This is a genomic window from Escherichia sp. F1 (assembly GCF_046764225.1).
Taxonomy (GTDB): Bacteria; Pseudomonadota; Gammaproteobacteria; order Enterobacterales; family Enterobacteriaceae; genus Escherichia; species Escherichia coli.
The window spans coordinates 1,765,883-1,788,958 of the sequence record NZ_CP177202.1 but is presented as its reverse complement, the minus strand read 5'-3'; the positions used below and the strand labels follow the sequence as shown (position 1 = coordinate 1,788,958).

The 23,076-nt window shown below is 52.1% G+C and carries 23 protein-coding genes; 11 read left to right on the top strand and 12 right to left on the bottom strand.

Annotated elements, in window-relative coordinates; all coding sequences use genetic code 11:
- The first annotated feature begins 9 nt into the window (after nt 1-9).
- Entirely contained in the window at nt 10-1,716 is a 1,707-nt protein-coding gene (dld, locus tag ACK8NJ_RS08620) for a D-lactate dehydrogenase (RefSeq protein ID WP_256270433.1), read from the top strand.
- A 47-nt stretch (nt 1,717-1,763) separates the two neighbouring features.
- On the opposite strand, the gene pbpG is transcribed toward dld, so the two are convergent.
- Together pbpG and ACK8NJ_RS08610 are read right to left on the bottom strand one after the other, a co-directional pair.
- Complete coding sequence (gene pbpG / locus ACK8NJ_RS08615; protein ID WP_001319943.1) at nt 1,764-2,696, bottom strand: D-alanyl-D-alanine endopeptidase; 933 nt, start codon at nt 2,694-2,696, stop codon at nt 1,764-1,766.
- A gap of 173 nt (nt 2,697-2,869) precedes the next feature.
- Nucleotides 2,870-3,457, bottom strand: coding sequence for a Yip1 family protein (locus ACK8NJ_RS08610; RefSeq protein ID WP_001295454.1), 588 nt, complete (start codon nt 3,455-3,457; stop codon nt 2,870-2,872).
- A gap of 169 nt (nt 3,458-3,626) precedes the next feature.
- Here ACK8NJ_RS08610 and ACK8NJ_RS08605 point away from each other — a divergent pair, with 169 nt between their 5' ends.
- Nucleotides 3,627-4,205 (top strand): DedA family protein, encoded by a 579-nt coding sequence (locus ACK8NJ_RS08605; protein WP_000365433.1) that lies wholly within the window; start codon nt 3,627-3,629, stop codon nt 4,203-4,205.
- Nucleotides 4,206-4,323: 118 nt separating this feature from the next.
- Here the strand turns inward: ACK8NJ_RS08605 and ACK8NJ_RS08600 are convergent, their stop codons facing one another.
- Together ACK8NJ_RS08600 and mdtQ are read right to left on the bottom strand one after the other, a co-directional pair.
- Nucleotides 4,324-5,085, bottom strand: a complete 762-nt coding sequence (locus ACK8NJ_RS08600; protein WP_085458887.1) for an SDR family oxidoreductase — start codon at nt 5,083-5,085, stop codon at nt 4,324-4,326.
- A gap of 52 nt (nt 5,086-5,137) precedes the next feature.
- Nucleotides 5,138-6,574 carry a multidrug resistance outer membrane protein MdtQ gene (gene mdtQ, locus ACK8NJ_RS08595; protein ID WP_411962349.1) on the bottom strand — a complete coding sequence of 479 codons (1,437 nt, stop codon included), beginning with the start codon at nt 6,572-6,574 and terminating at the stop codon, nt 5,138-5,140.
- Nucleotides 6,575-6,797: 223 nt separating this feature from the next.
- Here mdtQ and yohP point away from each other — a divergent pair, with 223 nt between their 5' ends.
- Nucleotides 6,798-6,881 (top strand): small membrane protein YohP, encoded by an 84-nt coding sequence (yohP, locus tag ACK8NJ_RS08590; RefSeq protein ID WP_407065918.1) that lies wholly within the window; start codon nt 6,798-6,800, stop codon nt 6,879-6,881.
- Between the two features lie 372 nt (nt 6,882-7,253).
- On the opposite strand, the gene dusC is transcribed toward yohP, so the two are convergent.
- The 6 genes from dusC to mhbT form a co-directional block, all read right to left on the bottom strand.
- Nucleotides 7,254-8,201: a tRNA dihydrouridine(16) synthase DusC gene (dusC, locus tag ACK8NJ_RS08585; protein ID WP_411962348.1), complete on the bottom strand. Its 948-nt coding sequence runs from the start codon at nt 8,199-8,201 to the stop codon at nt 7,254-7,256.
- Nucleotides 8,202-8,262: 61 nt separating this feature from the next.
- Nucleotides 8,263-9,456 (bottom strand): 3-hydroxybenzoate 6-monooxygenase, encoded by a 1,194-nt coding sequence (locus tag ACK8NJ_RS08580; RefSeq protein WP_000170155.1) that lies wholly within the window; start codon nt 9,454-9,456, stop codon nt 8,263-8,265.
- A gap of 14 nt (nt 9,457-9,470) precedes the next feature.
- A complete protein-coding gene (maiA, locus tag ACK8NJ_RS08575; RefSeq protein ID WP_000781176.1) occupies nt 9,471-10,115 on the bottom strand; it encodes a maleylacetoacetate isomerase in 645 nt (214 codons plus the stop codon).
- Nucleotides 10,116-10,122: 7 nt separating this feature from the next.
- Nucleotides 10,123-10,824 (bottom strand): fumarylacetoacetate hydrolase family protein, encoded by a 702-nt coding sequence (locus tag ACK8NJ_RS08570; protein ID WP_000196041.1) that lies wholly within the window; start codon nt 10,822-10,824, stop codon nt 10,123-10,125.
- Between the two features lie 15 nt (nt 10,825-10,839).
- A complete protein-coding gene (gtdA, locus tag ACK8NJ_RS08565) occupies nt 10,840-11,868 on the bottom strand; it encodes a gentisate 1,2-dioxygenase (RefSeq protein ID WP_000131693.1) in 1,029 nt (342 codons plus the stop codon).
- Nucleotides 11,869-11,879: 11 nt separating this feature from the next.
- Nucleotides 11,880-13,238 (bottom strand): 3-hydroxybenzoate transporter MhbT, encoded by a 1,359-nt coding sequence (gene mhbT / locus ACK8NJ_RS08560; RefSeq protein WP_000194234.1) that lies wholly within the window; start codon nt 13,236-13,238, stop codon nt 11,880-11,882.
- A gap of 126 nt (nt 13,239-13,364) precedes the next feature.
- On the opposite strand from mhbT, the gene ACK8NJ_RS08555 reads away from it, so the two are divergent.
- From ACK8NJ_RS08555 to preA, 8 genes are all read left to right on the top strand, one after another.
- Nucleotides 13,365-14,273 (top strand): LysR substrate-binding domain-containing protein, encoded by a 909-nt coding sequence (locus tag ACK8NJ_RS08555; RefSeq protein ID WP_000024648.1) that lies wholly within the window; start codon nt 13,365-13,367, stop codon nt 14,271-14,273.
- A 130-nt stretch (nt 14,274-14,403) separates the two neighbouring features.
- On the top strand, nt 14,404-14,802 hold the full coding sequence (locus tag ACK8NJ_RS08550) for a CidA/LrgA family protein (RefSeq protein ID WP_001295452.1): 399 nt from the start codon (nt 14,404-14,406) through the stop codon (nt 14,800-14,802).
- On the top strand, nt 14,799-15,494 hold the full coding sequence (locus ACK8NJ_RS08545; protein ID WP_000968208.1) for a CidB/LrgB family autolysis modulator: 696 nt from the start codon (nt 14,799-14,801) through the stop codon (nt 15,492-15,494). Before ACK8NJ_RS08550 ends, ACK8NJ_RS08545 begins: the two co-directional genes overlap by 4 nt.
- Nucleotides 15,495-15,623: 129 nt before the next feature.
- A complete protein-coding gene (gene cdd / locus ACK8NJ_RS08540; RefSeq protein ID WP_000553553.1) occupies nt 15,624-16,508 on the top strand; it encodes a cytidine deaminase in 885 nt (294 codons plus the stop codon).
- A gap of 149 nt (nt 16,509-16,657) precedes the next feature.
- Nucleotides 16,658-17,377: an outer membrane permeability protein SanA gene (gene sanA / locus ACK8NJ_RS08535; RefSeq protein WP_000920064.1), complete on the top strand. Its 720-nt coding sequence runs from the start codon at nt 16,658-16,660 to the stop codon at nt 17,375-17,377.
- A gap of 2 nt (nt 17,378-17,379) precedes the next feature.
- Nucleotides 17,380-17,619 carry a DUF2542 family protein gene (locus ACK8NJ_RS08530; RefSeq protein ID WP_000383096.1) on the top strand — a complete coding sequence of 80 codons (240 nt, stop codon included), beginning with the start codon at nt 17,380-17,382 and terminating at the stop codon, nt 17,617-17,619.
- 318 nt (nt 17,620-17,937) lie between these two features.
- Nucleotides 17,938-19,176: an NAD-dependent dihydropyrimidine dehydrogenase subunit PreT gene (gene preT, locus ACK8NJ_RS08525; RefSeq protein ID WP_033869761.1), complete on the top strand. Its 1,239-nt coding sequence runs from the start codon at nt 17,938-17,940 to the stop codon at nt 19,174-19,176.
- Complete coding sequence (gene preA, locus ACK8NJ_RS08520) at nt 19,170-20,405, top strand: NAD-dependent dihydropyrimidine dehydrogenase subunit PreA (RefSeq protein ID WP_000956070.1); 1,236 nt, start codon at nt 19,170-19,172, stop codon at nt 20,403-20,405. The genes preT and preA overlap by 7 nt, the downstream gene beginning before the upstream one ends.
- Before the next feature lie 70 nt (nt 20,406-20,475).
- Here preA and mglC read toward each other — a convergent pair whose 3' ends face one another.
- Nucleotides 20,476-21,486 carry a galactose/methyl galactoside ABC transporter permease MglC gene (gene mglC, locus ACK8NJ_RS08515; protein WP_033869760.1) on the bottom strand — a complete coding sequence of 337 codons (1,011 nt, stop codon included), beginning with the start codon at nt 21,484-21,486 and terminating at the stop codon, nt 20,476-20,478.
- A gap of 15 nt (nt 21,487-21,501) precedes the next feature.
- A complete protein-coding gene (gene mglA, locus ACK8NJ_RS08510) occupies nt 21,502-23,022 on the bottom strand; it encodes a galactose/methyl galactoside ABC transporter ATP-binding protein MglA (protein WP_000255032.1) in 1,521 nt (506 codons plus the stop codon).
- Nucleotides 23,023-23,076: the final 54 nt, after the last annotated feature.

The window sequence follows — 23,076 nt, the reverse complement described above, 5'->3', positions numbered from 1 at the left end:
GAGTGGAAAATGTCTTCCATGACAACAACTGATAATAAAGCCTTTTTGAATGAACTTGCCCGTCTGGTCGGTCATTCACACCTGCTCACCGATCCCGCAAAAACGGCCCGCTATCGCAAGGGCTTCCGTTCTGGTCAGGGCGACGCGCTTGCTGTCGTTTTCCCTGGCTCACTACTGGAATTGTGGCGGGTGCTGAAAGCCTGCGTCACCGCTGACAAAATTATTCTGATGCAGGCTGCCAATACAGGCCTGACCGAAGGATCGACGCCAAACGGTAACGATTATGATCGCGATATCGTGATCATCAGCACCCTGCGTCTCGATAAGTTGCACGTCCTCGGTAAGGGCGAACAGGTGCTGGCCTATCCGGGCACCACGCTTTATTCGCTGGAAAAAGCCCTCAAACCGCTGGGACGCGAACCGCACTCGGTGATTGGCTCATCGTGTATAGGCGCATCGGTCATCGGCGGTATTTGTAACAACTCCGGCGGCTCGCTGGTGCAGCGTGGCCCGGCGTATACCGAAATGTCGTTATTCGCGCGTATAAATGAAGACGGCAAACTGACGCTGGTGAACCATCTGGGGATTGATCTGGGCGAAACGCCGGAGCAAATCCTTAGCAAGCTGGATGACGATCGCATCAAAGATGACGATGTGCGCCACGATGGTCGTCACGCCCACGATTATGACTATGTCCACCGCGTTCGTGATATTGAAGCCAACACGCCCGCACGTTATAACGCCGATCCGGATCGGTTATTTGAATCTTCTGGTTGCGCCGGGAAGCTGGCCGTCTTTGCGGTACGTCTTGATACCTTCGAAGCGGAAAAAAATCAGCAGGTGTTTTATGTCGGCACCAACCAGCCGGAAGTACTGACCGAAATCCGCCGTCATATTCTGGCTAACTTCGAAAATCTGCCGGTTGCCGGGGAATATATGCACCGGGATATCTACGATATTGCGGAAAAATACGGCAAAGACACCTTCCTGATGATTGATAAGTTAGGCACCGACAAGATGCCGTTCTTCTTTAATCTCAAGGGGCGCACCGATGCGATGCTGGAGAAAGTGAAATTCTTCCGTCCGCATTTTACCGACCGTGCGATGCAAAAATTCGGTCACCTGTTCCCCAGCCATTTACCGCCGCGCATGAAAAACTGGCGCGATAAATACGAACATCATCTGCTGTTAAAAATGGCGGGCGATGGCGTCGGTGAAGCCAAATCGTGGCTGGTGGATTATTTCAAACAGGCCGAAGGCGATTTCTTTGTCTGTACGCCGGAGGAAGGCAGCAAAGCGTTTTTACACCGTTTCGCCGCTGCGGGCGCAGCAATTCGTTATCAAGCGGTGCATTCCGATGAAGTCGAAGACATTCTGGCGCTGGATATCGCTCTGCGGCGTAACGACACCGAGTGGTATGAGCATTTACCGCCGGAGATCGACAGCCAGCTGGTGCACAAGCTCTATTACGGCCATTTTATGTGCTATGTCTTCCATCAGGATTACATCGTTAAAAAAGGCGTGGATGTGCATGCGTTGAAAGAACAGATGCTGGAACTGCTACAGCAGCGCGGCGCGCAGTACCCTGCCGAGCATAACGTCGGTCATTTGTATAAAGCACCGGAGACGTTGCAGAAGTTTTATCGCGAGAACGATCCGACCAACAGCATGAATCCGGGGATCGGTAAAACCAGTAAGCGGAAAAACTGGCAGTAAGTGGAGTAAAAATTACGGATGGCAGAGTATCGCCATCCGTACTTCACTTAATCGTTCTGCGCCGTCTGCCCCGCCGCCGCCATCTGGGCGGCTTTTTGTTTTTTATAGCTCAACGCTGCTGCCGGAACAGGCATCACTTTACCGGTCTCAATCCAGGTACGCAGGCGGCTGGCATCGGCAAAATGGGTATATTTGCCAAACGCATCCATCACTACCAGCGCCACCGGTTTATTATTGATAACCGTACGCATCACCAGACAATGGCCCGCCGCATTGGTAAAGCCGGTTTTGGTTAACTGAATATTCCAGTTATCGCGATACACCAGATGATTAGTATTGCGGAACGGCAGCGTATACGTCGGGTTAGAGAAGGTTGCCATATCTTCCCGGGTAGTACTTAACTGCCCGATCAACGGATATTGTTTGCTGGCAATGAGCAGTTTGGTTAAGTCACGGGCGGTTGAAACGTTATGCACCGACAATCCGGTCGGTTCAACAAAGCGCGTGTTGTTCATTCCGAGCGATTTCGCTTTCGCATTCATCGCCTTAATAAAGGCTTTGTAACCACCGGGATAATGGTGCGCAAGGCTTGCCGCCGCGCGGTTTTCTGAAGACATCAGCGCCAGCAACAGCATATCTTTACGGCTGATTTCGCTATTCAGTCGTACGCGCGAATAGACCCCTTTCATCTCCGGCGTCTGGCTGATATCCACTTTTAGTTTTTCATCCAGCGGCAGTCGTGCATCCAGCACAACCATCGCGGTCATTAATTTGCTGATAGACGCAATCGGACGCACCAGATCCGGGTGGTTCGAATAGATCACTTTGTTGGTATTCAGATCAACAATCATCGCGCTACCGGAGGCAATTTCCGGCTGTGAAGCGGTGGTAGCGGCTGCCGTTTTCGCAACGGCCTGCGGTGCAAAAGGCACAGCCAGCATCAGGGCCAGGCTAAATAAAGAAACTCGAAATTTCGGCATGATGAGCATTCAGATAGTGGTTCACGCGCACAGGTTGCGCACCGCCGGAGTAAGGATTTACTGAGGCTAGCGACGCCATCATAACGAGCAAAAAGTGCGATCGTCAAAGGAGAATCGTGAGGAAATGCTGCATTGCTGACATTTACGCCAGCAATGCAACACAAAAGAACTTTCTAGAACAAACGATAACCGTAACCCCATAGTATAACGGTAAGGGCGAGCAGCACTTCCAGCACCAGCACGCCAATCGCCAGCGTCGAACTGGAGAAGCTAAGGCCTTCCTCTTTGTTGATATTCAGGAAGCTCGGAATACCGAGATAAAGCAGGTAGCCGGTGTAAAACAGCGCCACCGTGCCGACCAGCGCACACAACCAGACCAGCGGATAAAGCGCCACCAGACCGCTTAAAAACAGCGGAGTTGCAACGTAGCCCGCAAAGACCATGCAGTGCGCAAGTGACGGACGCTGCGGATAATTGCGCGCCATCCACCAGATGACCCGCCCCATCACCGCGACCCCAGCCAGCATAACGCCATAAAACAAGACAGCCAGCGCCAGTCCGGTAAACCAGGATAACTTCAGGATAGTGCCATCGCCAAAATTCCAGCCAATTTGTGTGGTGCCAATGAAGGCGCAAATCACCGGAATCGCCGCCATCAGCAAAACGTGGTGGGTGTAATGGTGAGAAATCGTTTCGTTTTCGCGATTAATCACCTGCATTTCACGATCGGGATGGGAAAACAGTCCCCATACATGGCTCATACCGCCCCCTTGTTGTGAGTTCATGAACCTGACAGTTCAAGTATAAGTCAGCTTGTGATTATTTTTTGTTCGCTCATGTAATTTGCAGCGTCTGATGTATGTCCTTTGTCAGCGTGAACTATTCACAGGGTGTATGCTTACAGGCAACTAAAGGGAGACAGACTGGCCTATGGATCTCAATACACTCATCTCACAATATGGTTATGCCGCGCTGGTGATCGGTAGCCTGGCGGAAGGTGAAACCGTGACTTTGCTGGGAGGCGTTGCGGCACATCAGGGGCTATTAAAGTTCCCGCTGGTGGTACTTTCTGTGGCGCTTGGCGGCATGATTGGCGACCAGGTGCTTTATCTGTGCGGGCGGCGCTTTGGCGGCAAGCTATTACGCCGTTTCTCGAAACATCAGGATAAAATTGAGCGGGCGCAGAAACTTATCCAACGCCATCCGTATCTGTTTGTCATTGGTACGCGTTTTATGTATGGCTTTAGGGTGATTGGCCCGACGCTGATTGGTGCCAGCCAGCTGCCGCCGAAAATCTTTCTGCCACTGAATATCCTTGGCGCATTTGCCTGGGCGTTGATTTTTACCACTATCGGTTACGCTGGTGGTCAGGTGATTGCGCCGTGGTTGCACAATCTCGACCAGCATTTGAAACACTGGGTCTGGTTGATTCTGGTCGTGGTTCTGGTGGTAGGCGTGCGCTGGTGGCTGAAACGACGCGGGAAGAAAAAGCCGGATAATCAGGCGTAAAGCAGTTGCCACAGATAAGCATTCACGCCACATCCGGCACCGGGTGTTCCATGCCTGATGCGACGCTGGCGTGTCTTATCTGGCCTAACCCAATGAAATATCCACGCACCTCACTGCGCTATTCTGGGTTGAACTGTGGATTCGCCAACATAAAGCCGCCATCCACTATCAACGACTGCCCGGTGGTGTAATTTGCGCCCTCCGAACAAAGCCACACCACCAGGCTGGCAATCTCATGCGTTGCGCCAAAACGCCGCAGAGGAATCGAAGGCTCCGCGTCGGGCTTCACGTCGCCATCATCCATGCCGTTCATTGGCGTGGCGATCGCCCCAGGTGCGACTGCGTTCACCAAAATCTTATGCCTGACCAGCTCCAGCGCCATCGTTTTGGTTAACCCACCGAGCGCATGTTTAGCGGCTGTGTAGGCGCTGGCATCCGGCAACGGCGTATGTTCATGCACCGACGTAATGTTGATGATGCGACCGCCCTGCCCTTGTTTCACCATCTGACGAGCCGCAATTTGCGAGCATAAGAATGCACCGTCGACATCAACGGTAAAAATCTTGCGCCACTCATCAAAAGCCATATCAAGAAACGGCGCTTTGGTCATTGCACCCGCATTATTCACCAGCACATCGATGCGCCCCAGTCGTTGAATGAGTTTCTCCAGCGCCTGCGCACCTTCTGGCAGTTTACCGAGATCCAGTTGCACGATCTCCGCACGTACGCCGTGGCTAACCACCTCACGCGCGGTATCTTTTGCCCCTTCTTCATCAGAGTGCCAGGTAATGCCAATATCAAACCCCTGCTGCGCCAGTAATAACGCGCACTCTTTGCCGATCCCCGAATCGGAGGCGGTAATAATCGCGACCTGTGCCATCGAGTTCTCCACTTAACGCTGAATAAACATTAAGTATAGAAGGCGCATATCATCAGCGTTTGTAACCCCCGCCCAACGCACCAGTGAGTTGAATGGAGGCATCCAGCCACTGCCCTTGCAATAACAGGCCATTGGCCCGCTCACGCAGCGCGGGGATTCTGGCTTCGCTGACGCGGGAACCAGCAATGATGCCCGCGTTAAAGCGCGCCTGCGCAAGACCTACCACACGCAAGGCATCGCGCTCAATTTGCGCCTGATGCTGGTTTTTCTCCGCCAGTGTCTGAACCTGACTGACTGCCCGCGCCACGTCATTCACCGCTTCAACCACCGCTTTGTTGTAGCTGGCGATAGACAAGTTGCTTTCGGCTTTTGCGATATCGAGATTGGCGTTAAGACGACCACTATCGAAAATGGGTAGCGTCAGGCCTGCCGTAACGCCCATTTGCTGCGCGGAATGACGGAACAGATCGCTTAAGTGCAACGCATCCTGTTGCAGGAAGGCCATCAGGTTGATGTCAGGATAAAATGCCGCTTTTGCCGCATCAATAGTGCTTAACGATGACTCAACGTACCAGTGCGCCACCTGCAAATCTGCCCGCCGGGCCAGTAAGGAGTACCCCAGTTCATCAGGAAGCTGGCTTGCCACTTTCGGCAACGCGACTGGATTAAGCTTCAATGCCTTTGTCTGGTGATTCGTAAGTGCGCTTAACCGTGCCTCAATAATTTTCATTTTCCCCGCGACATCGTTGAGCTGCTGCCGGGTTTTGCTGGCATTAATATCGGTTTCCACACCTTCAACTGAAGAAGTAATCCCGTTCTGATATAGCTGGCGATCGGTCGCGATAATGGTGTTCTGCTCTTTTTCTATTTGCTGCAAGACAGTGTTTAACGCCGCCTGGGTTTGCCACTCCCAGTACAGGCGGGCTACGCTGCCAGCCAGCAATTGGCGGGTTTGCTCGCGTTCCGCCGCTCGTGCTTTAACCGTACCCAGGCGAGCAGTTACCTCCGCCCGATTCTTTCCCCAGATATCGAGATGCCAGCCCGCCGTTAAGCCAAAAGTACCGTTGGTGTACCACGGACCGGTCGTACCTGCGGCAGGATCGTTCAGAGCAAACGGCCCCATTAACCCTTCTGCCGACATTTTTTGCCGCTCCATATCCGCAGAAAAGTCGATCTGCGGACCATCCTGAGTGGCAACTGCCTTCGCCTGGGCTTCAGCCAGCTGAATGCGCTGTTCAGCCACCTGCATATCCGGTGCGTTCTGTAGTGCATTGTTAATTAGTGAAGTGAGTTGATTATCGTGATACTCCAGCCACCATTGGCTGTCTGGCCAACCATTTTTCAGCGCCGTGGGTAATGCGGTGTCAACTTGCACAGCGGGCGTTTGCTGGCTTAACGCCTGGCGGGTTTCATGCATAGGCGCACACCCGGCCAGCATCAGTAACAGCGGAAAACAGGCGATGGCTGGATAAAAAGAATCACGATTCATGGGGGAATAATCAGGTAAGAAAAGGTGCGCGGAGATTACCGTGTGTTGCGATATATTTTTTAGTTTCGCGTGGCAATACATCAGTGGCAATAAAACGACATATCCAGAAAAATATACACTAAGTGAATGATATCTTCCGATTTATCTTAATCGTTTATGGATAGCGGCAAAGGGCTTCGTTTTTTCCTATACTTATTCAGCACTCACAAATAAAGGAACGCCAATGAAAATTATATTCTGGGCTGTATTGATTATTTTCCTGATTGGGCTACTGGTGGTGACTGGCGTATTTAAGATGATATTTTAAAATTAATTAATGTCATCAGATCCGAAAATAACGAGAATATTTCAGTCTCTCATCCTGTTGCGCTCCTGTCATGTGCATTGCTTCATATAATCACTGGCGCAAGGAGCGCGCAGGGGGCGACCAATCGCCGCCGCCCCCTGCACCCCCGGGCTCTGGCGAACAAAATCGCCGCTGCGCGGTGCCCTCGGCTTATCCCTTACGGCTACCGGGTCGGGCGCGAGGTAACATCCCTGTAAAACGCGCCCTCAGCCCACATCCATGTGGGCTGCCCCGGCCTTCGGGGAACGCCTCGGCGATTTTGACGCCACCAAACAACCGTGCGGCCTATTGATAAAGAGCTAACACATTGTCAAAAAACATCACTATGGTTTTTTAGAGTTTCTCGATATCAATTGCCTGAATAGCCCTTGCAATATCAGGGGAATTATTCAACACCCGAACATCCTGAAATAATTCCGTTGCTTCATCGTATTCTTTACGCAAATAACTCAACCACTGTTTAATCCGCGCAACGTGATATAACCCGGTATCGCCCTGCTTTTCCAGACGGATATATTTTTGCAGCAAAGCAACTACCTCCGGCCACGGCATTCGCGGTTCGTTATATTTTACCACCCGGCTCAGGTTGGGAATATTGAGCGCCCCGCGACCAATCATCACTGCGTCGCATCCGCTGATCGTCATGCATTGTTGCGCACTCTGCCAGTCCCAGATTTCACCGTTGGCAATCACCGGAATATTCAGCCGCTGGCGAATCTCGCCAATCGCCTGCCAGTCAATATGCTCCGCGCGGTAACCCTGCTCTTTCGTCCGCCCATGCACCACCAGCTCTGTAGCACCAGCCTGTTGAACCGCATCGGCGATTTCAAATTTCTTCTCACCGCTGTCCCATCCCAGACGCACTTTCACGCTGACGGGCAAATGCGCCGGTACAGCTTCACGCATCGCTTTTGCACCCTGGTAGATGAGTTCGGGATCTTTGAGTAACGTCGCCCCACCGCCGCTACCGTTAACCGTTTTCGACGGGCAGCCGCAATTGAGATCCACGCCCCAGGAACCTAACTCCACCGCACGGGCGGCGTTCTCTGCCAGCCATTGTGGGAACTGACCTAACAACTGCACGCGCACCAGCGTACCGGAAGGTGTCCGGCTGGCATTTTGTAGCTCAGGGCAAATGCGATGAAAGACTTTTATTGGCAGCAGTTGATCCACCACGCGGACAAACTCGGTGATGCACAGATCGTAGTCGTTAACTTCGGTCAGCAATTCACGCACCAGAGAGTCGAGTACACCCTCCATCGGTGCCAGTAACACACGCATATCATCACCCGCAAAAAAATGAGGCGCTATGTTAGCGCCTATGGTCAGCGGATTAAAGTACTCAGCGTGGTTGCAAACAGTTATCTTCTTTCCAGCCGTACAGCCACTCCATGCCGCGGTAAAACTCTGCCTGCGATTTCCCTTTCCACAGCAGGTTACGTACCTGGCGCTCTACTCCTGCGGCATGATAAACCCGCCCCATTTCACGGGTCGACCAGACGATGCGCGCGGTGCGCGGAATACGTACCGACTCATACAGCGCAAAGGCTTGTGCCGCATCACCCTCACACTGCGCCAGCGCCTTACCCAGTGTTACCGCGTCTTCCAGCGCCATACAGGCACCCTGCGCCATATACTGCGCCACCGGATGGGCCGCATCGCCCACCAGCGTAATGCGCTTCGTTCCCCACTTCGCTACCGGTTCACGGTCGGCGGTTGACCAGCGTCGCCAGGAGGTCGGTTTATCCAGCATCTGGCGCGGACGGGGGTGAATCCCTTCAAAGTAAGAGAGCACTTCCTCTTTACTGCCATCCTTCACGCCCCACTCTTCCTGCTGGCGGCTGTGGAATGTCACCACCAGGTTATACTGCTTGCCGCCGCGTAAAGGGTAATGCACCAAGTGACAGCACGGCCCCGCCCACAATACTGGTGCGTTAATGCGCAAATCTTCCGGCATATCGGCACAATCGATAACCGCACGGTAGACCACATGCCCGGTGACACGCGGCGCATCGCCCAATAAGCTCTGGCGCACCACTGACTTCACGCCGTCACAGCCAATCAGAATATCGCCGATCCAACTATTGCCGCGATCGTCGAAAACGGTGACATCGTCTTCTGTCTCGCGAATATCCACGACGTTGGTGGAGGTGTGATATTCCACGTCCGGATGCGTCAGTACCGCTTCCCACACCGAGGCATGAATATCAACCCGGTGGATCACCGCGTAAGGGCCGCCGAAATGATCGCGAAAGGCCTGACCGGTTTCAATGCGCACCACTTCTTCGGCGTTTACCGCATCCATCATGGTGATGTGATCGGTGAATACCGCGCGCTGGCGGGCGATTTCGCCGACGCCGAGGCTATCCAACGCCGAAAACGCATTTGGCCCCAACTGGATACCTGCGCCAATCTCACCGATCTCATGCGCCTTTTCCAGCAGCACCACTTTGATCCCCTGGCGGGCCAGTGACAACGCAGTTGCCGCACCGCCGATCCCGCCTCCCACAATTACTGCGCGTGTCACTTTAGTCATTATGGTTCTCCTGGTCAGGCTGAAATTTTATCTTGTTGATTTTCTGGCGCTGCGGCAATGAACGCTGGCAGCTGCGTGCAGGCGTCGTACACCGCTTTGCAGCGCGGATACCCGCTCAGATCGCAGTTCATACGTAGCGCGTTCGCCCACTGTGGAACAAGGCAGCAATCTGCCAGCGTCGGCGTCTCGCCCACACAAAATTGCCCCGACTGGCTCTGGCGCAGTAGCTGTTCCACCGCGCTTAACCCTTGCTGGATCCAGTGCGCATACCAGCGTTTTTTATCTTCTTCACTGACGTTCAGCTCTTCGGTCAGGTAGCGCAGCACGCGTAGGTTATTCAATGGATGAATATCGCAGGCGATGGCATAGACAATTTCCAGCACCTTGTTGCGGGCCGGTTCTTCCTGCGGCATCAGCGGAACTTGCGGGTAGTGACTCTCCAGCCAGTCAATAATCGCCAGCGATTGTCCGAGTGATTCGCCCTCGTCGGTCAGCAGCGTCGGCACCAGCCCGACCGGATTCATCCGCCGGTAGGCCAGTTCGTTTTGCTGACCAATGCGGATATTCACCCCTTCGGTCTGGTAATCGATACCCTTCAGCGCCAGCGCAATGCGCACCCGGTAAGACGCTGAACTATTAAAAAAACTGTACAGCTTCATCATCACCTCAGACAATCTTCACCGCGATAGGCGTTAAGCCCTCGACGTTGCCCGTGATCACATCACCTTTGACTACTGGGCCAACCCCTTCCGGCGTACCGGTAAAGATTAGATCGCCCGGTTGCAGTTCAAAGAAGCCTGACAGGTAGCTGATGGTTTCATTCACTGACCAGATGAGATGACGAATATCGCTGCGCTGATGATCTTCGCCGTTAACCTGTAACCAGATAGGTGCGTTATCAATACCGCCAGTTTCGCTGGCTTTGTGCAGCGGCGCGATGGGGGCCGAGAGATCGAACGCTTTGCCGATTTCCCACGGGCGGCCCATCTGGCGCATTTCCATTTGACGGTCACGGCGAGTCATATCAAGACCCGTGGCATAACCCCAGACATATTCATGGGCGTTTTCCAGCGGGATATCACTGCCTTTTTTACCAATCGCCACCACCAGTTCAATTTCATAATGGTAGTTATCGGTCTGCGCCGGATACGGCAGCGCCAGCGTTTCGCCAGCGGCAACCGGAACAACGGCATCCGCCGGTTTGCAGAAGAAGAATGGCGGTTCACGATCCGGATCAAAGCCCATTTCGCGGGCGTGGGCGGCATAGTTACGTCCGACGCAGTAAACGCGGCGTACGGGGAACTGTTCATCACTGCCAACAACCGGTACGGTAACGGGCGCTTGTGGTTCGAATACGTATTGAGTCATTTTCTCTCTCCCAAATTAATAACGCGCTTCGCGGAACAGCCCCAGGGCTTCTTGTACCGGTCTGTCCGAAAAACTAAATAAAACGGTATCTTGCGTGGTCTGGAACGACACGCCGTGCCAGGTCGGCACCACGAAGATATCTTTTGCACTAAAGCTGAAGGTTTCATTGCCGATAGTGACCTGCCCGCTACCTTCCACCACATGGTAGATGGTGCTGTCAGTGGTACGCGCCACGCGTGAGGCAAACCCTTTCGGCAGCAGTTGCAGGAAAGCGCCCATCGACGGCATCGGATAGCCACCGGTGACCGGGTTGACGTAGCGCATTTTGTAGCCATCCCACTCATCGGCATCGCCCAGGCGGGTTAAATCGTGTAGCACTTCGCGGCTACGGTCATAACGGTAGTTAAAGATGGGCGAGGAGTTCCCGGTCTGATGGCGCAGCGGCAACATATTGGCAGCGTAACGCGGCAGGTAATCGCCCTCTTTACGCGTTACTGGTTGTTGCTCCTCCGGGTAATCTTCGGCAAAACCGCAGCCCAGAGTGTTCACTAATGGCAGATCCAGCCCATCGAGCCAGATAACCGGTTCGTCGCCAGGGTTACCGTGATCGTGCCAGCGCCACTGCGGGGTCAGGATAAAATCGCCCTCATTCATTGGCGTGCGTTCGCCATCAACGGCGGTGAATGCCCCTTTACCTTCAACAATAAAACGCAGCGCCGACTGGTTATGGCGATGACTCGGTGCCACTTCGCCCGGCATGATCAGTTGCAAACCGGCATATAAAGTCGCGGTGATGGAAGACTGCCCGCGCAGCGCCGGGTTTTCCAGCACCAGCACGCGGCGCACGGCTTCTTTCGCGCCAATCAGGCTGCCGCTCTCCAGCAGCAGCGGGCGGATCTCCTGATAATTCCAGTACGCTGGCGCACAGTTAGCGTTGGGCGTTTTTGGCACCAGATGGTGCAGTGACTCCCACAGCGGGGTCAGGTTTTGCCCGGAAATATGCTGATAAAATTGCTCGCGGCTATTTTGATTGTTATCAGTCATTGGGATGCTCCTTATTCGTTCACAACACCTGCGTGAGGCAGTGAGTCAGGGACAGAGGTCGACTGGCGAACCACGGTGATCAGCAGGGTTAACATCACCGCACTGATCGCCGCGGGCACAGCGATAATGAAAAACAGGGTGTCGAAAGAGAAATTCATCGCCATCATCACGCCGCCAGACAGCGAGCCAACAATCGCGCCGCAGCGGCCCACGGCGTTTGACCAGCTCACGCCCGTGGCGCGACTTTGTGTTGGATAAAGTGTTGCGGTCAGCGCATTCAGCCCCACCTGCGATCCGCTGATGCCAATGCCGGTGCCGAAAATCGCCAGCGCCATTAGCCATAATCCGTCCTGGCTTAAGCCAATCATCACGATGCATACAGCGCCTATGGCATAGCTCAGCGCCAGTACGCGGAAAGGATTGAACTTATCCATCAGCACGCCCAGCGCCAGCGCGCCCAACGTACCGCCAATCTGGAACGCGGCGGTAACCCAGGAGGCATGTTGCAGGTCGATGCCGCGATGGTTGAGCAGCGTTGGCATCCAGCTTGAGAGCAGGTAAATAATCAGCAAGCTCATAAAGAACACCACCCACAGCATCAACGTGATGGGTAACTGACGCCCCATAAACAGTTGACGAATGCTGCCTTTTGTAACGGAGGCTGATTCAATGAGATAAAAGTGGGTATCGACATAACGCTCGCGGGTGATGGCGCTGACGGTTTTCGCAATCACCGCCCGGGGTAGCTGGCGGCGCACTTGCCAGCGTGGCGATTCCGGCAGAACCACCAGCAGTGCAACAAACAGCATCAGCGGTAATACGCCACCCAACACCAGGATCCCGTGCCAGCCAATCACCGGCACCAGCTGCGCGCTGACAATCCCGCCAAACGCCGACCCCAGGGTAAAGCCGCAAAACATCAGCGTCACCAGCGCGCCGCGGCGGCGGGCAGGCAGATATTCCGAGGTCATGGTAATTGTGTTTGGCATCGCGCCACCCAGCCCAAGGCCGGTGAGGAAACGCAGGAATACCAGCGTTTGCAGATCCGGTGAGAAAGCCGAGGCGAGGCTTAACGCGCCAAACAAAAAGACGCACAGCTCAATCACCCGTTTGCGGCCAAAGCGATCGGACAACGGACCACAAAGCAGTGCGCCTGCGGTTAACCCCAGCAGACCCGCGCCAAAAAGCGGGGCGAGATCGCCTGCGGTGAGTTGCCAGTGAGTGCGAATATCAGGGGCGATAAAGCCGATAGCCGCGGTGTCAAAACCATCGAGCATTACCACCAGAAAACAGCAGATGATAACGCGCCACTGCATCTTGCCGACCGGAGCAGCATCGATCAGTGCTTGTAAATCACGTCGTTGAGTCATAGTAAATGCCTCAGTGCAGGTAAGGTAGATGTTTCTTTTGTTTTATGTATGTTGCGATATTGTGATTAAAGAGATGAAATGTACAATGGCATTTCGGGCAGAGAGATAACCTGGAGGTTATGGCAAATGGCAAACTGGGCGCAGAAACTAAAGCTTCATCATCTGCAAATGCTGGTGGCGCTGGGTGAACAGGGCAATCTGACCCATGTCGCGCGGATGATGAATATCACCCAGCCTGCGCTGTCGAAATGGTTGTCACAACTCGAAGATGAGATCGGCCTCACACTCTTTGAGCGGCACAGCAAAGGGTTACGCCCTACCGAAGGCGGTAGATTGTTATTGCAACATGCCCAGCGGTTAATCAATGACATGGAGCGCTCGCAACATGAACTGGCCCGTTTTAAACAAGGTGGGCTGGTCGGCAGTCTGAAAATTGGCTGTTCTCCCGTCGCCACTGACTGCGTATCCCAGGCGATTTTGCATTTGCTCAAGGAGATGCCAACTCTACATCTGAATATTGAAGAGAAGGTTATGACCCCATTGCTGCAAGATCTGTTGGCAGGTTCTGTCGACGTGGTCGTTGGGCGAATTGGCGGTCGCGCCTTGCAGCTGCCACTGAATTATAAGGTGCTCTACACCGAGCCGGTGTGTTTTGTCGCCCGTGCTGAGCATCCACTGGCGAAATACGCCACCCTCAGCTGGAATGATCTTGCTAACTGGCGGTGGATAGTCTGGCCGACAGGTACCCCCATTCGCATCAGTATTGATAATGCGCTGGTAGACCACGGCGTGATGCTGCCAGAAAACACGATTGAGTCGGCGTCGATGAACGTCAGTACCAACCTGTTACAAAGCAGCGATATGATCTCTATTTTGTCATTACGCCTGGCGCAACGTTATGCCAGCCAGGGACAACTGGTGATCCTCAACCTGCCAAAGATAGAACAGAAAGGCAGCGTCGGTGTGTTCTGGCGCAATAACGAAACGCCTTCTTATGCTTTAAGTCAGTTTCTGCACTTTTTACAGCAGAATTAGTGTGCTGAACTGGGCGCTCGCCCGAGGTTACGTCCCTAAAATTCAACTATGCTGAGAATTCTTAATGTGATCGGTAGCACGTTTTACGAATTAATTGTATGATGAATCCATCTCATCTGGGGTGTTGATTATGAGTAAGACACTGAACATTATCTGGCAATATTTACGCGCTTTCGTCCTGATTTATGCCTGCCTGTATGCAGGCATTTTCATTGCTTCACTGCTACCGGTAACCATTCCGGGCAGCATCATCGGGATGCTAATCCTGTTTGTCCTGCTGGCCTTGCAAATACTTCCGGCGAAATGGGTCAATCCGGGGTGCTACGTACTGATTCGCTATATGGCGCTATTGTTTGTGCCGATTGGCGTAGGCGTCATGCAATATTTTGATTTGCTCCGCGCACAGTTTGGCCCGGTAGTGGTTTCCTGTGCAGTCAGTACGCTGGTGGTTTTTCTGGTGGTGAGCTGGAGTTCGCAACTGGTGCATGGTGAACGTAAAGTCGTAGGTCAGAAAGGATCAGAAGAATGATGGCGAATATCTGGTGGTCATTACCGCTGACATTGATTGTCTTTTTTGCCGCCCGCAAACTGGCGGCACGGTATAAGTTTCCCTTGCTTAACCCGTTGCTGGTAGCAATGGTGGTGATCATTCCTTTTTTAATGCTGACCGGCATCTCCTACGACAGCTACTTTAAAGGTAGCGAAGTGCTAAACGATCTGCTGCAACCGGCGGTCGTCGCGCTGGCCTATCCTTTATATGAGCAGCTACACCAGATCCGCGCGCGCTGGAAATCGATCATCACCATCTGTTTTATCGGCAGCGTGGTTGCGATGGTGACGGGGACTTCCGTGGCATTGTTGATGGGCGCTTCTCCGGAAATCGCCGCGTCAATCCTGCCGAAATCAGTCACCACGCCTATTGCAATGGCGGTTGGCGGCAGTATTGGCGGTATTCCGGCAATCAGCGCAGTTTGCGTCATTTTCGTCGGCATCCTCGGCGCTGTGTTTGGCCATACATTGCTTAATGCGATGCGTATTCGTACCAAAGCTGCGCGCGGTCTGGCGATGGGGACAGCCTCGCACGCCCTCGGTACGGCGCGCTGCGCCGAGCTGGATTATCAGGAAGGTGCGTTTAGTTCGCTGGCACTGGTGTTATGCGGGATTATTACTTCGCTGATCGCACCGTTCCTTTTCCCGATTATTCTGGCAGTAATGGGCTAAAATTTGCGATGCGTCGCGCATTTTTGATGTAAGTTTCACGCGTTGCATAATTAATGAGATTCAGATCACATATAAAGCCATAACGGGTTCGTAAACTGTTATCCCATTACATGATTATGAGGCAACGCCATGCATCCACGTTTTCAAACCGCTTTTGCCCAACTTGCGGATAACTTGCAATCTGCACTGGAACCTATTCTGGCAGACAAGTACTTCCCCGCTTTGTTGACCGGGGAGCAAGTCTCATCGCTAAAGAGCGCAACGGGGCTGGACGAAGACGCGCTGGCATTCGCACTACTTCCGCTGGCGGCGGCCTGTGCGCGTACGCCATTGTCGAATTTTAATGTTGGCGCAATTGCGCGCGGTGTGAGCGGAACCTGGTATTTTGGTGCCAATATGGAATTTATTGGTGCGACAATGCAGCAAACCGTTCATGCCGAACAAAGCGCGATCAGCCACGCTTGGTTGAGTGGTGAAAAAGCGCTTGCAGCCATCACCGTTAACTACACGCCTTGTGGTCACTGCCGTCAGTTTATGAATGAACTAAACAGCGGTCTGGATCTGCGTATTCATCTGCCGGGCCGCGAGGCACACGCGCTGCGTGACTATCTGCCGGATGCCTTTGGGCCGAAAGATCTGGAGATTAAAACGCTGCTGATGGACGAGCAGGATCACGGCTATGCGCTGACGGGTGATGCGCTTTCTCAGGCGGCGATTGCAGCGGCAAACCGTTCGCACATGCCTTACAGTAAGTCGCCAAGCGGTGTCGCGCTGGAATGTAAAGACGGTCGTATTTTCAGCGGCAGCTACGCTGAAAACGCCGCATTCAACCCGACTCTGCCACCGTTGCAGGGGGCGTTAATTCTGTTGAATCTCAAGGGTTATGATTACCCGGATATCCAGCGCGCGGTTCTGGCAGAAAAAGCCGATGCGCCGTTGATTCAGTGGGATGCCACCTCCGCAACGCTGAAAGCTCTCGGCTGTCACAATATCGACCGCGTGCTTCTCGCTTAAGCCTGGTGCCGGATGCGGCGTGAACGCCTTGTCCGGCTTGCCAGCCCTCTCCTGGTGTCGAAAATCCCGGCAAACAGTTTGCCGTTTCTTGCGCAAAACCAGCGGGTAAAGTAGCCTGATGGAAATTTTCCTTAGATCGAGTCTCCTGCATGTTAAAGCGCGTGTTCCTCAGCCTGTTAGTCCTGATCGGCTTGCTGCTGTTGACTGTGCTCGGCCTCGATCGCTGGATGAGCTGGAAAACCGCGCCTTATATCTACGACGAATTGCAGGATCTCCCCTACCGCCAGGTCGGTGTGGTGCTCGGAACAGCAAAATATTATCGTACTGGCGTAATTAATCAGTATTATCGCTACCGCATTCAAGGAGCGATTAATGCCTATAACAGCGGTAAGGTAAATTATCTATTACTGAGCGGCGATAACGCATTGCAAAGTTATAATGAGCCGATGACCATGCGCAAAGATTTAATCGCTGCTGGTGTCGACCCATCAGATATTGTTCTCGATTACGCAGGCTTTCGTACGCTGGATTCCATCGTGCGTACACGCAAAGTTTTCGATACTAATGATTTCATTATTATCACCCAACGTTTCCACTGTGAGCGGGCATTATTTATTGCGCTGCATATGGGGATTCAGGCTCAGTGTTATGCCGTACCGTCACCGAAAGATATGCTGTCAGTACGTATTCGCGAATTTGCCGCCCGTTTCGGAGCGCTGGCCGACCTTTATATTTTTAAACGTGAACCGCGTTTTTTAGGGCCGCTGGTCCCTATTCCGGCTATGCACCAGGTGCCGGAAGATGCGCAGGGGTATCCCGCCGTCACGCCCGAACAGTTACTTGAATTACAAAAGAAACAAGGAAAGTAGTTATGGATGTACAGCAGTTTTTTGTCGTTGCCGTTTTTTTCCTTATCCCGATATTTTGTTTCCGCGAAGCATGGAAAGGCTGGCGCGCAGGCGCGATTGATAAACGGGTTAAAAATGCACCGGAACCGGTGTATGTCTGGCGAGCAAAAAATCCCGGACTCTTCTTCGCTTATATGGTGGCATATATCGGCTTCGGAATTTTATCTATCGGCATGATTGTTTATCTTATTTTCTATCGTTAATATTTTCTCTTTTCTGTTAATTATTGAGAATAATTATTACTTCACTCAATAAGCTGCGGATATAACATTCTGAACCGCAGCTATTTGTGAATCCTTTCACAGTTTAAATTTCCCCACGCGCATAGCCTTAATATCAGCACGCAATATTTATACTCTAAATAATTCGAGTTGCAGGAAGGCGACAAGTGAGTGAGTCCCCAGGAGCTTACATAAGTAAGTGACTGGGGTGAGCGAACGCAGACGCAGCACATGCAACTTGAAGTATGACGAGTATATTTAGCGTTCGCCTTAATTACTCATAGCATTAAGGAAGATCACATGCCGCAACAAAATTATCTGGATGAACTCACTCCGGCTTTTACGCCTTTACTGGCGATTAAAGAAGCCTCTCGCTGCTTATTATGTCATGACGCTCCCTGTAGTCAGGCTTGCCCGGCACAGACCGATCCGGGGAAATTTATTCGCTCAATCTACTTTCGTAATTTTAAAGGCGCTGCCGAGACAATTCGTGAAAATAATGCCCTCGGTGCCGTTTGTGCCAGAGTGTGCCCGACGGAGAAATTATGCCAAAGCGGTTGTACCCGTGCCGGTGTTGATACTCCCATTGATATCGGTCGCTTACAGCGTTTTGTTACTGATTTTGAACAACAAACTGGGATGGAAATTTATCAGCCCGGTACTAAAACGCTCGGCAAAGTCGCCATTATTGGCGCAGGTCCTGCCGGATTGCAGGCCAGTGTGACGCTGACAAACCTGGGTTATGACGTCACGATCTATGAGAAAGAAGCACAACCCGGTGGCTGGTTGCGTAACGGCATTCCGCAATTCCGGTTACCGCAATCAGTACTGGATGCAGAAATCGCCCGTATTGAAAAAATGGGCGTGACCATTAAGTGCAATAACGAAATCGGTAAAACACTCACCCTGGAGCAGCTGAAAGCGGAAAACCGCGCGGTACTGGTCACCGTGGGGTTATCTAGCGGTTCCGGGCTACCACTGTTTGAGCATAGCGACGTTGAGATTGCCGTCGACTTCTTGCAACGTGCACGACAGGCGCAAGGCGATATCAGCATTCCACAAAGCGCATTAATTATCGGCGGCGGTGATGTCGCGATGGACGTAGCCAGCACGCTGAAAGTTCTCGGCTGTCAGGCAGTAACTTGCGTAGCGCGTGAAGAGTTAGATGAGTTTCCGGCAAGCGAAAAAGAGTTTGCCAGCGCCCGGGAGCTGGGCGTTTCGATCATTGATGGATTCACGCCAGTAGCCGTGGAAGGCAATAAAGTCACGTTTAAGCATGTACGGTTACCGGGCGAACTGACGATGGCGGCAGATAAAATTATTCTCGCCGTCGGTCAGCATGCCAGACTGGATGCCTTTGCGGAGTTAGAGCCGCAGCGTAACACCATCAATACACAAAATTACCAGACCCGCGACCCGCAAGTCTTTGCTGCTGGCGATATTGTTGAGGGTGACAAAACCGTGGTCTATGCCGTGAAAACCGGGAAAGAAGCCGCCGAGGCGATTCATCATTATTTAGAGGGAGCTTGCTCATGTTAACGAAAGATCTTTCGATTACTTTTTGCGGCGTGAAGTTTCCCAACCCGTTCTGCCTCTCTTCTTCGCCGGTAGGCAACTGCTATGAGATGTGTGCCAAAGCCTACGACACTGGCTGGGGCGGCGTGGTGTTTAAAACGATCGGCTTTTTTATCGCCAACGAAGTCTCACCGCGTTTTGATCATCTGGTGAAAGAAGATACCGGTTTTATCGGCTTCAAAAATATGGAGCAAATTGCTGAACATCCGTTGGAAGAGAATCTGGCCGCCCTGCGTCGGCTGAAAGAAGACTACCCGGACAAAGTATTGATAGCTTCAATCATGGGGGAAAATGAGCAGCAGTGGGAAGAGCTGGCGCGCCTGGTGCAAGAAGCTGGTGCCGATATGATCGAGTGTAACTTCTCCTGTCCGCAAATGACTTCTCATGCGATGGGTAGCGATGTCGGGCAAAGCCCGGAGCTGGTAGAAAAATATTGTCGGGCAGTGAAACGTGGTTCCACGCTGCCAATGCTGGCGAAGATGACGCCGAATATCGGTGATATGTGCGAAGTGGCGCTGGCGGCGAAACGCGGCGGTGCAGATGGCATTGCGGCGATTAACACCGTTAAATCCATCACCAATATCGATCTTAATCAGAAAATTGGTATGCCGATCGTTAACGGTAAATCGAGTATTTCCGGATATTCCGGTAAAGCGGTAAAACCGATCGCCCTGCGCTTTATTCAGCAAATGCGCACCCATCCAGAGCTGCGCGATTTCCCGATCAGCGGTATCGGCGGTATTGAAACCTGGGAAGATGCGGCAGAGTTTTTATTGCTCGGTGCAGCGACGTTGCAGGTGACCACCGGCATTATGCAGTACGGGTATCGGATAGTGGAAGATATGGCGAGCGGGTTGTCACATTATCTTGCCGATCAGGGGTTTGATTCGTTGCAGGAGATGGTAGGTCTGGCGAATAACAATATTGTCCCTGCGGAAGATTTAGACCGCAGTTATATTGTCTATCCCCGTATCAATCTCGATAAATGTGTTGGCTGTGGACGCTGTTATATTTCCTGTTACGACGGCGGTCACCAGGCGATGGAATGGAGCGAGAAAACCCGCACGCCGCATTGTAATACCGAGAAATGCGTCGGTTGTCTGCTTTGCGGTCACGTCTGCCCGGTGGGTTGTATTGATCTTGGGGAAGTGAAGTTTAAGAAGGGAGAGAAAGAACACCCGGTAACGTTGTAAAACCAGCGACGCATCCGGCATTTGGCACCGATTGCCGGATGCGACGCATCCGGCAATACCCACAATCACATCACTTCTTACGCGCGTATTTCAGTGAATCCAGCGCTACGGCGAAGATAATAATCGCCCCTTTGATGATGTACTGCCAGTATGGGTTTACGCCGATGTACGTCAGGCCATAGTTGATGACGGTAAAAATAATCACCCCGGTCACCACACCAATCACCGTCCCCACACCGCCGCTGAACGATACACCGCCCACCACACACGCCGCGATAGCATCCAGCTCATACATAAAGCCGAGGTTGTTGGTGGCAGAGCCGATACGTCCGGCTTCTAACATCCCGCCAAAGGCATAGAACACGCCAGACAACGCGTAGATCATCAGCAGGTTCAGGCCGACGTTGACACCAGATACTTTTGCCGCTTCCGGGTTACCGCCAATGGCAAAAATGTTCTTACCGAAGCGGGTTTTGTTCCACAACACCCAGACGAACGCCACCGCAATCAACGCGTAGAAGGTGATGTAAGAGAGACGGAAACCCCCCAGCGCGACAAAGCCCTGAGCAAAGGTAGAGAAGCCACTGTCGAAACCAGAAATCGGCGACGCCCCGACAAAGTCGTAATAGAGCGAGTTGATGCCATAGACGATGATCATCGTACCGAGCGTGGTAATGAATGGCGTCACGTTGAGATAAGCGATAATCAGGCCGTTAATCAAACCGATCACCGCACCAATGGCACAGACAATCAGAATAACCAGCGCAATCGGCATCGTCGCCATTTCCGGGAACACTTTGTTGGCGTTATCCATGGACTGCAATAATGTCGCTGCCACCACTGCCGCCAGCCCTACCTGACGCCCCGCAGAAAGGTCGGTCCCCTGGGTGACAATTAACCCTGCCACACCGAGCGCGATAATAATACGCACCGATGACTGGGTGAGAATATTACTTAAGTTCAACAGACTTAAAAATGTTGGGTCCTGGAAAATAATAATCGCCAGCAAAACTAAAAGAACGACGTAAATACCGCCCTCTTTCAGGTAAGTAAGAAAACTTTTCTTATTTAACGCACTCATGGGAAGCCCCTAATCTTAAAGGTGCAAAGACGCAAGACGCAGAATTTCGTTTTGCGTTGTTGTTTTTGTATCGACAATTCCAGAAACGAGACCATTGCTCATAACCAGAATACGGTCTGTTATCCCTAACAACTCAGGCATTTCAGAGGAGATAATAATAATCCCTTTGCCTTTCTTCGCCAGTTCGGCAATTAACTGATAGATCTCAAACTTCGCTCCGACATCAATACCGCGCGTCGGTTCATCGAGCATTAATATTTCTGGTTGCGTTAGTAGCCAGCGACCAATAATCACCTTTTGCTGATTACCGCCGGAGAGCGAACCAATTTGCGTCCGATGCCCCGGTGTTTTTACCCGCATCGAATCAATCACCCACTGGGTATCGCTTTTCATCCGCGAGTTATCCAGTAAACCAACTTTATTTTTGTAGTTGCGAATATTGGAAATTAACGAGTTAAAACCGATATCCAGATAGGCATAAATTCCCGTTGAGCGGCGCTCTTCAGTTACCAGTGCAAATCCGTGGTTTATGGCTTCGTTGGCATTATGGTTATTGATCTTTTTGCCGTGCAACGTAATGGTGCCAGCCGATTTCTCGCGAATACCAAATAACGTCTCAACAATATCGGTACGTTTCGCCCCCACCAGACCGGCAATACCGAGGATCTCCCCTTTATGCAGATCAAACGAGACATCGCGAATCGACGGCTGGCGCAGTGACGTCAGGTTACGCACTTCGAGGATCACTTCGCCCGGCTTGTTTTCTTTGTCAGGGAAACGTTGGTTAAGAGAACGCCCAACCATCATGGCGATGATCTTGTCCATCGTCAGCCCTGCCAGCGGTTCGGTAGCGATCCACTGACCGTCGCGCAATACGGTAACTTCATCACATAACTGGAAGATTTCTTCCATTTTATGCGAGATATAAACAATACCGCAGCCGCGCTCTTTTAATTTACGAATAATAGTGAACAGATGATTGACCTCTTTTTCGGTCAACGAAGAAGTCGGTTCATCCATAATCACAATTTTCGCGTTATAGGAAAACGCTTTGGCGATTTCGATCATCTGCATTTGCGAAACGGATAATGTGCCGACGCGCGCACGCGGATCGATATCAATATCCAGTTCATCAAAAATCGCTTTGGTTTCGCGGTACATTTTGTCCTGATCGACAAACATGCCTTTGGTGGGATATCGCCCCAGCCACATGTTATCCATCACCGAACGTTGTAATACCAGGTTTAACTCCTGGTGTACCATCGAAATACCATTTTCCAGCGCTTCTTTGGCAGAATGGAAATCGATCTCTTTACCCTGGAATAAAATGGTGCCGGAGTCTTTTTGATAAATACCAAACAGGCATTTTAATAATGTTGATTTTCCTGCGCCGTTTTCCCCCATTAATGCATGGATAGAATGTGGCCGGACTTTTAAATTAACGTTATCAAGTGCCTTAACACCAGGAAAAGACTTGTTGATACCGCTCATTTCCAACAAGTATTCCCCGGAAGACGGAGTCGTTGAGCTGACCATATAATTTTACCTTGTTGGCCATACAATAAGGGCGCAGTAAACGACTGCGCCCAA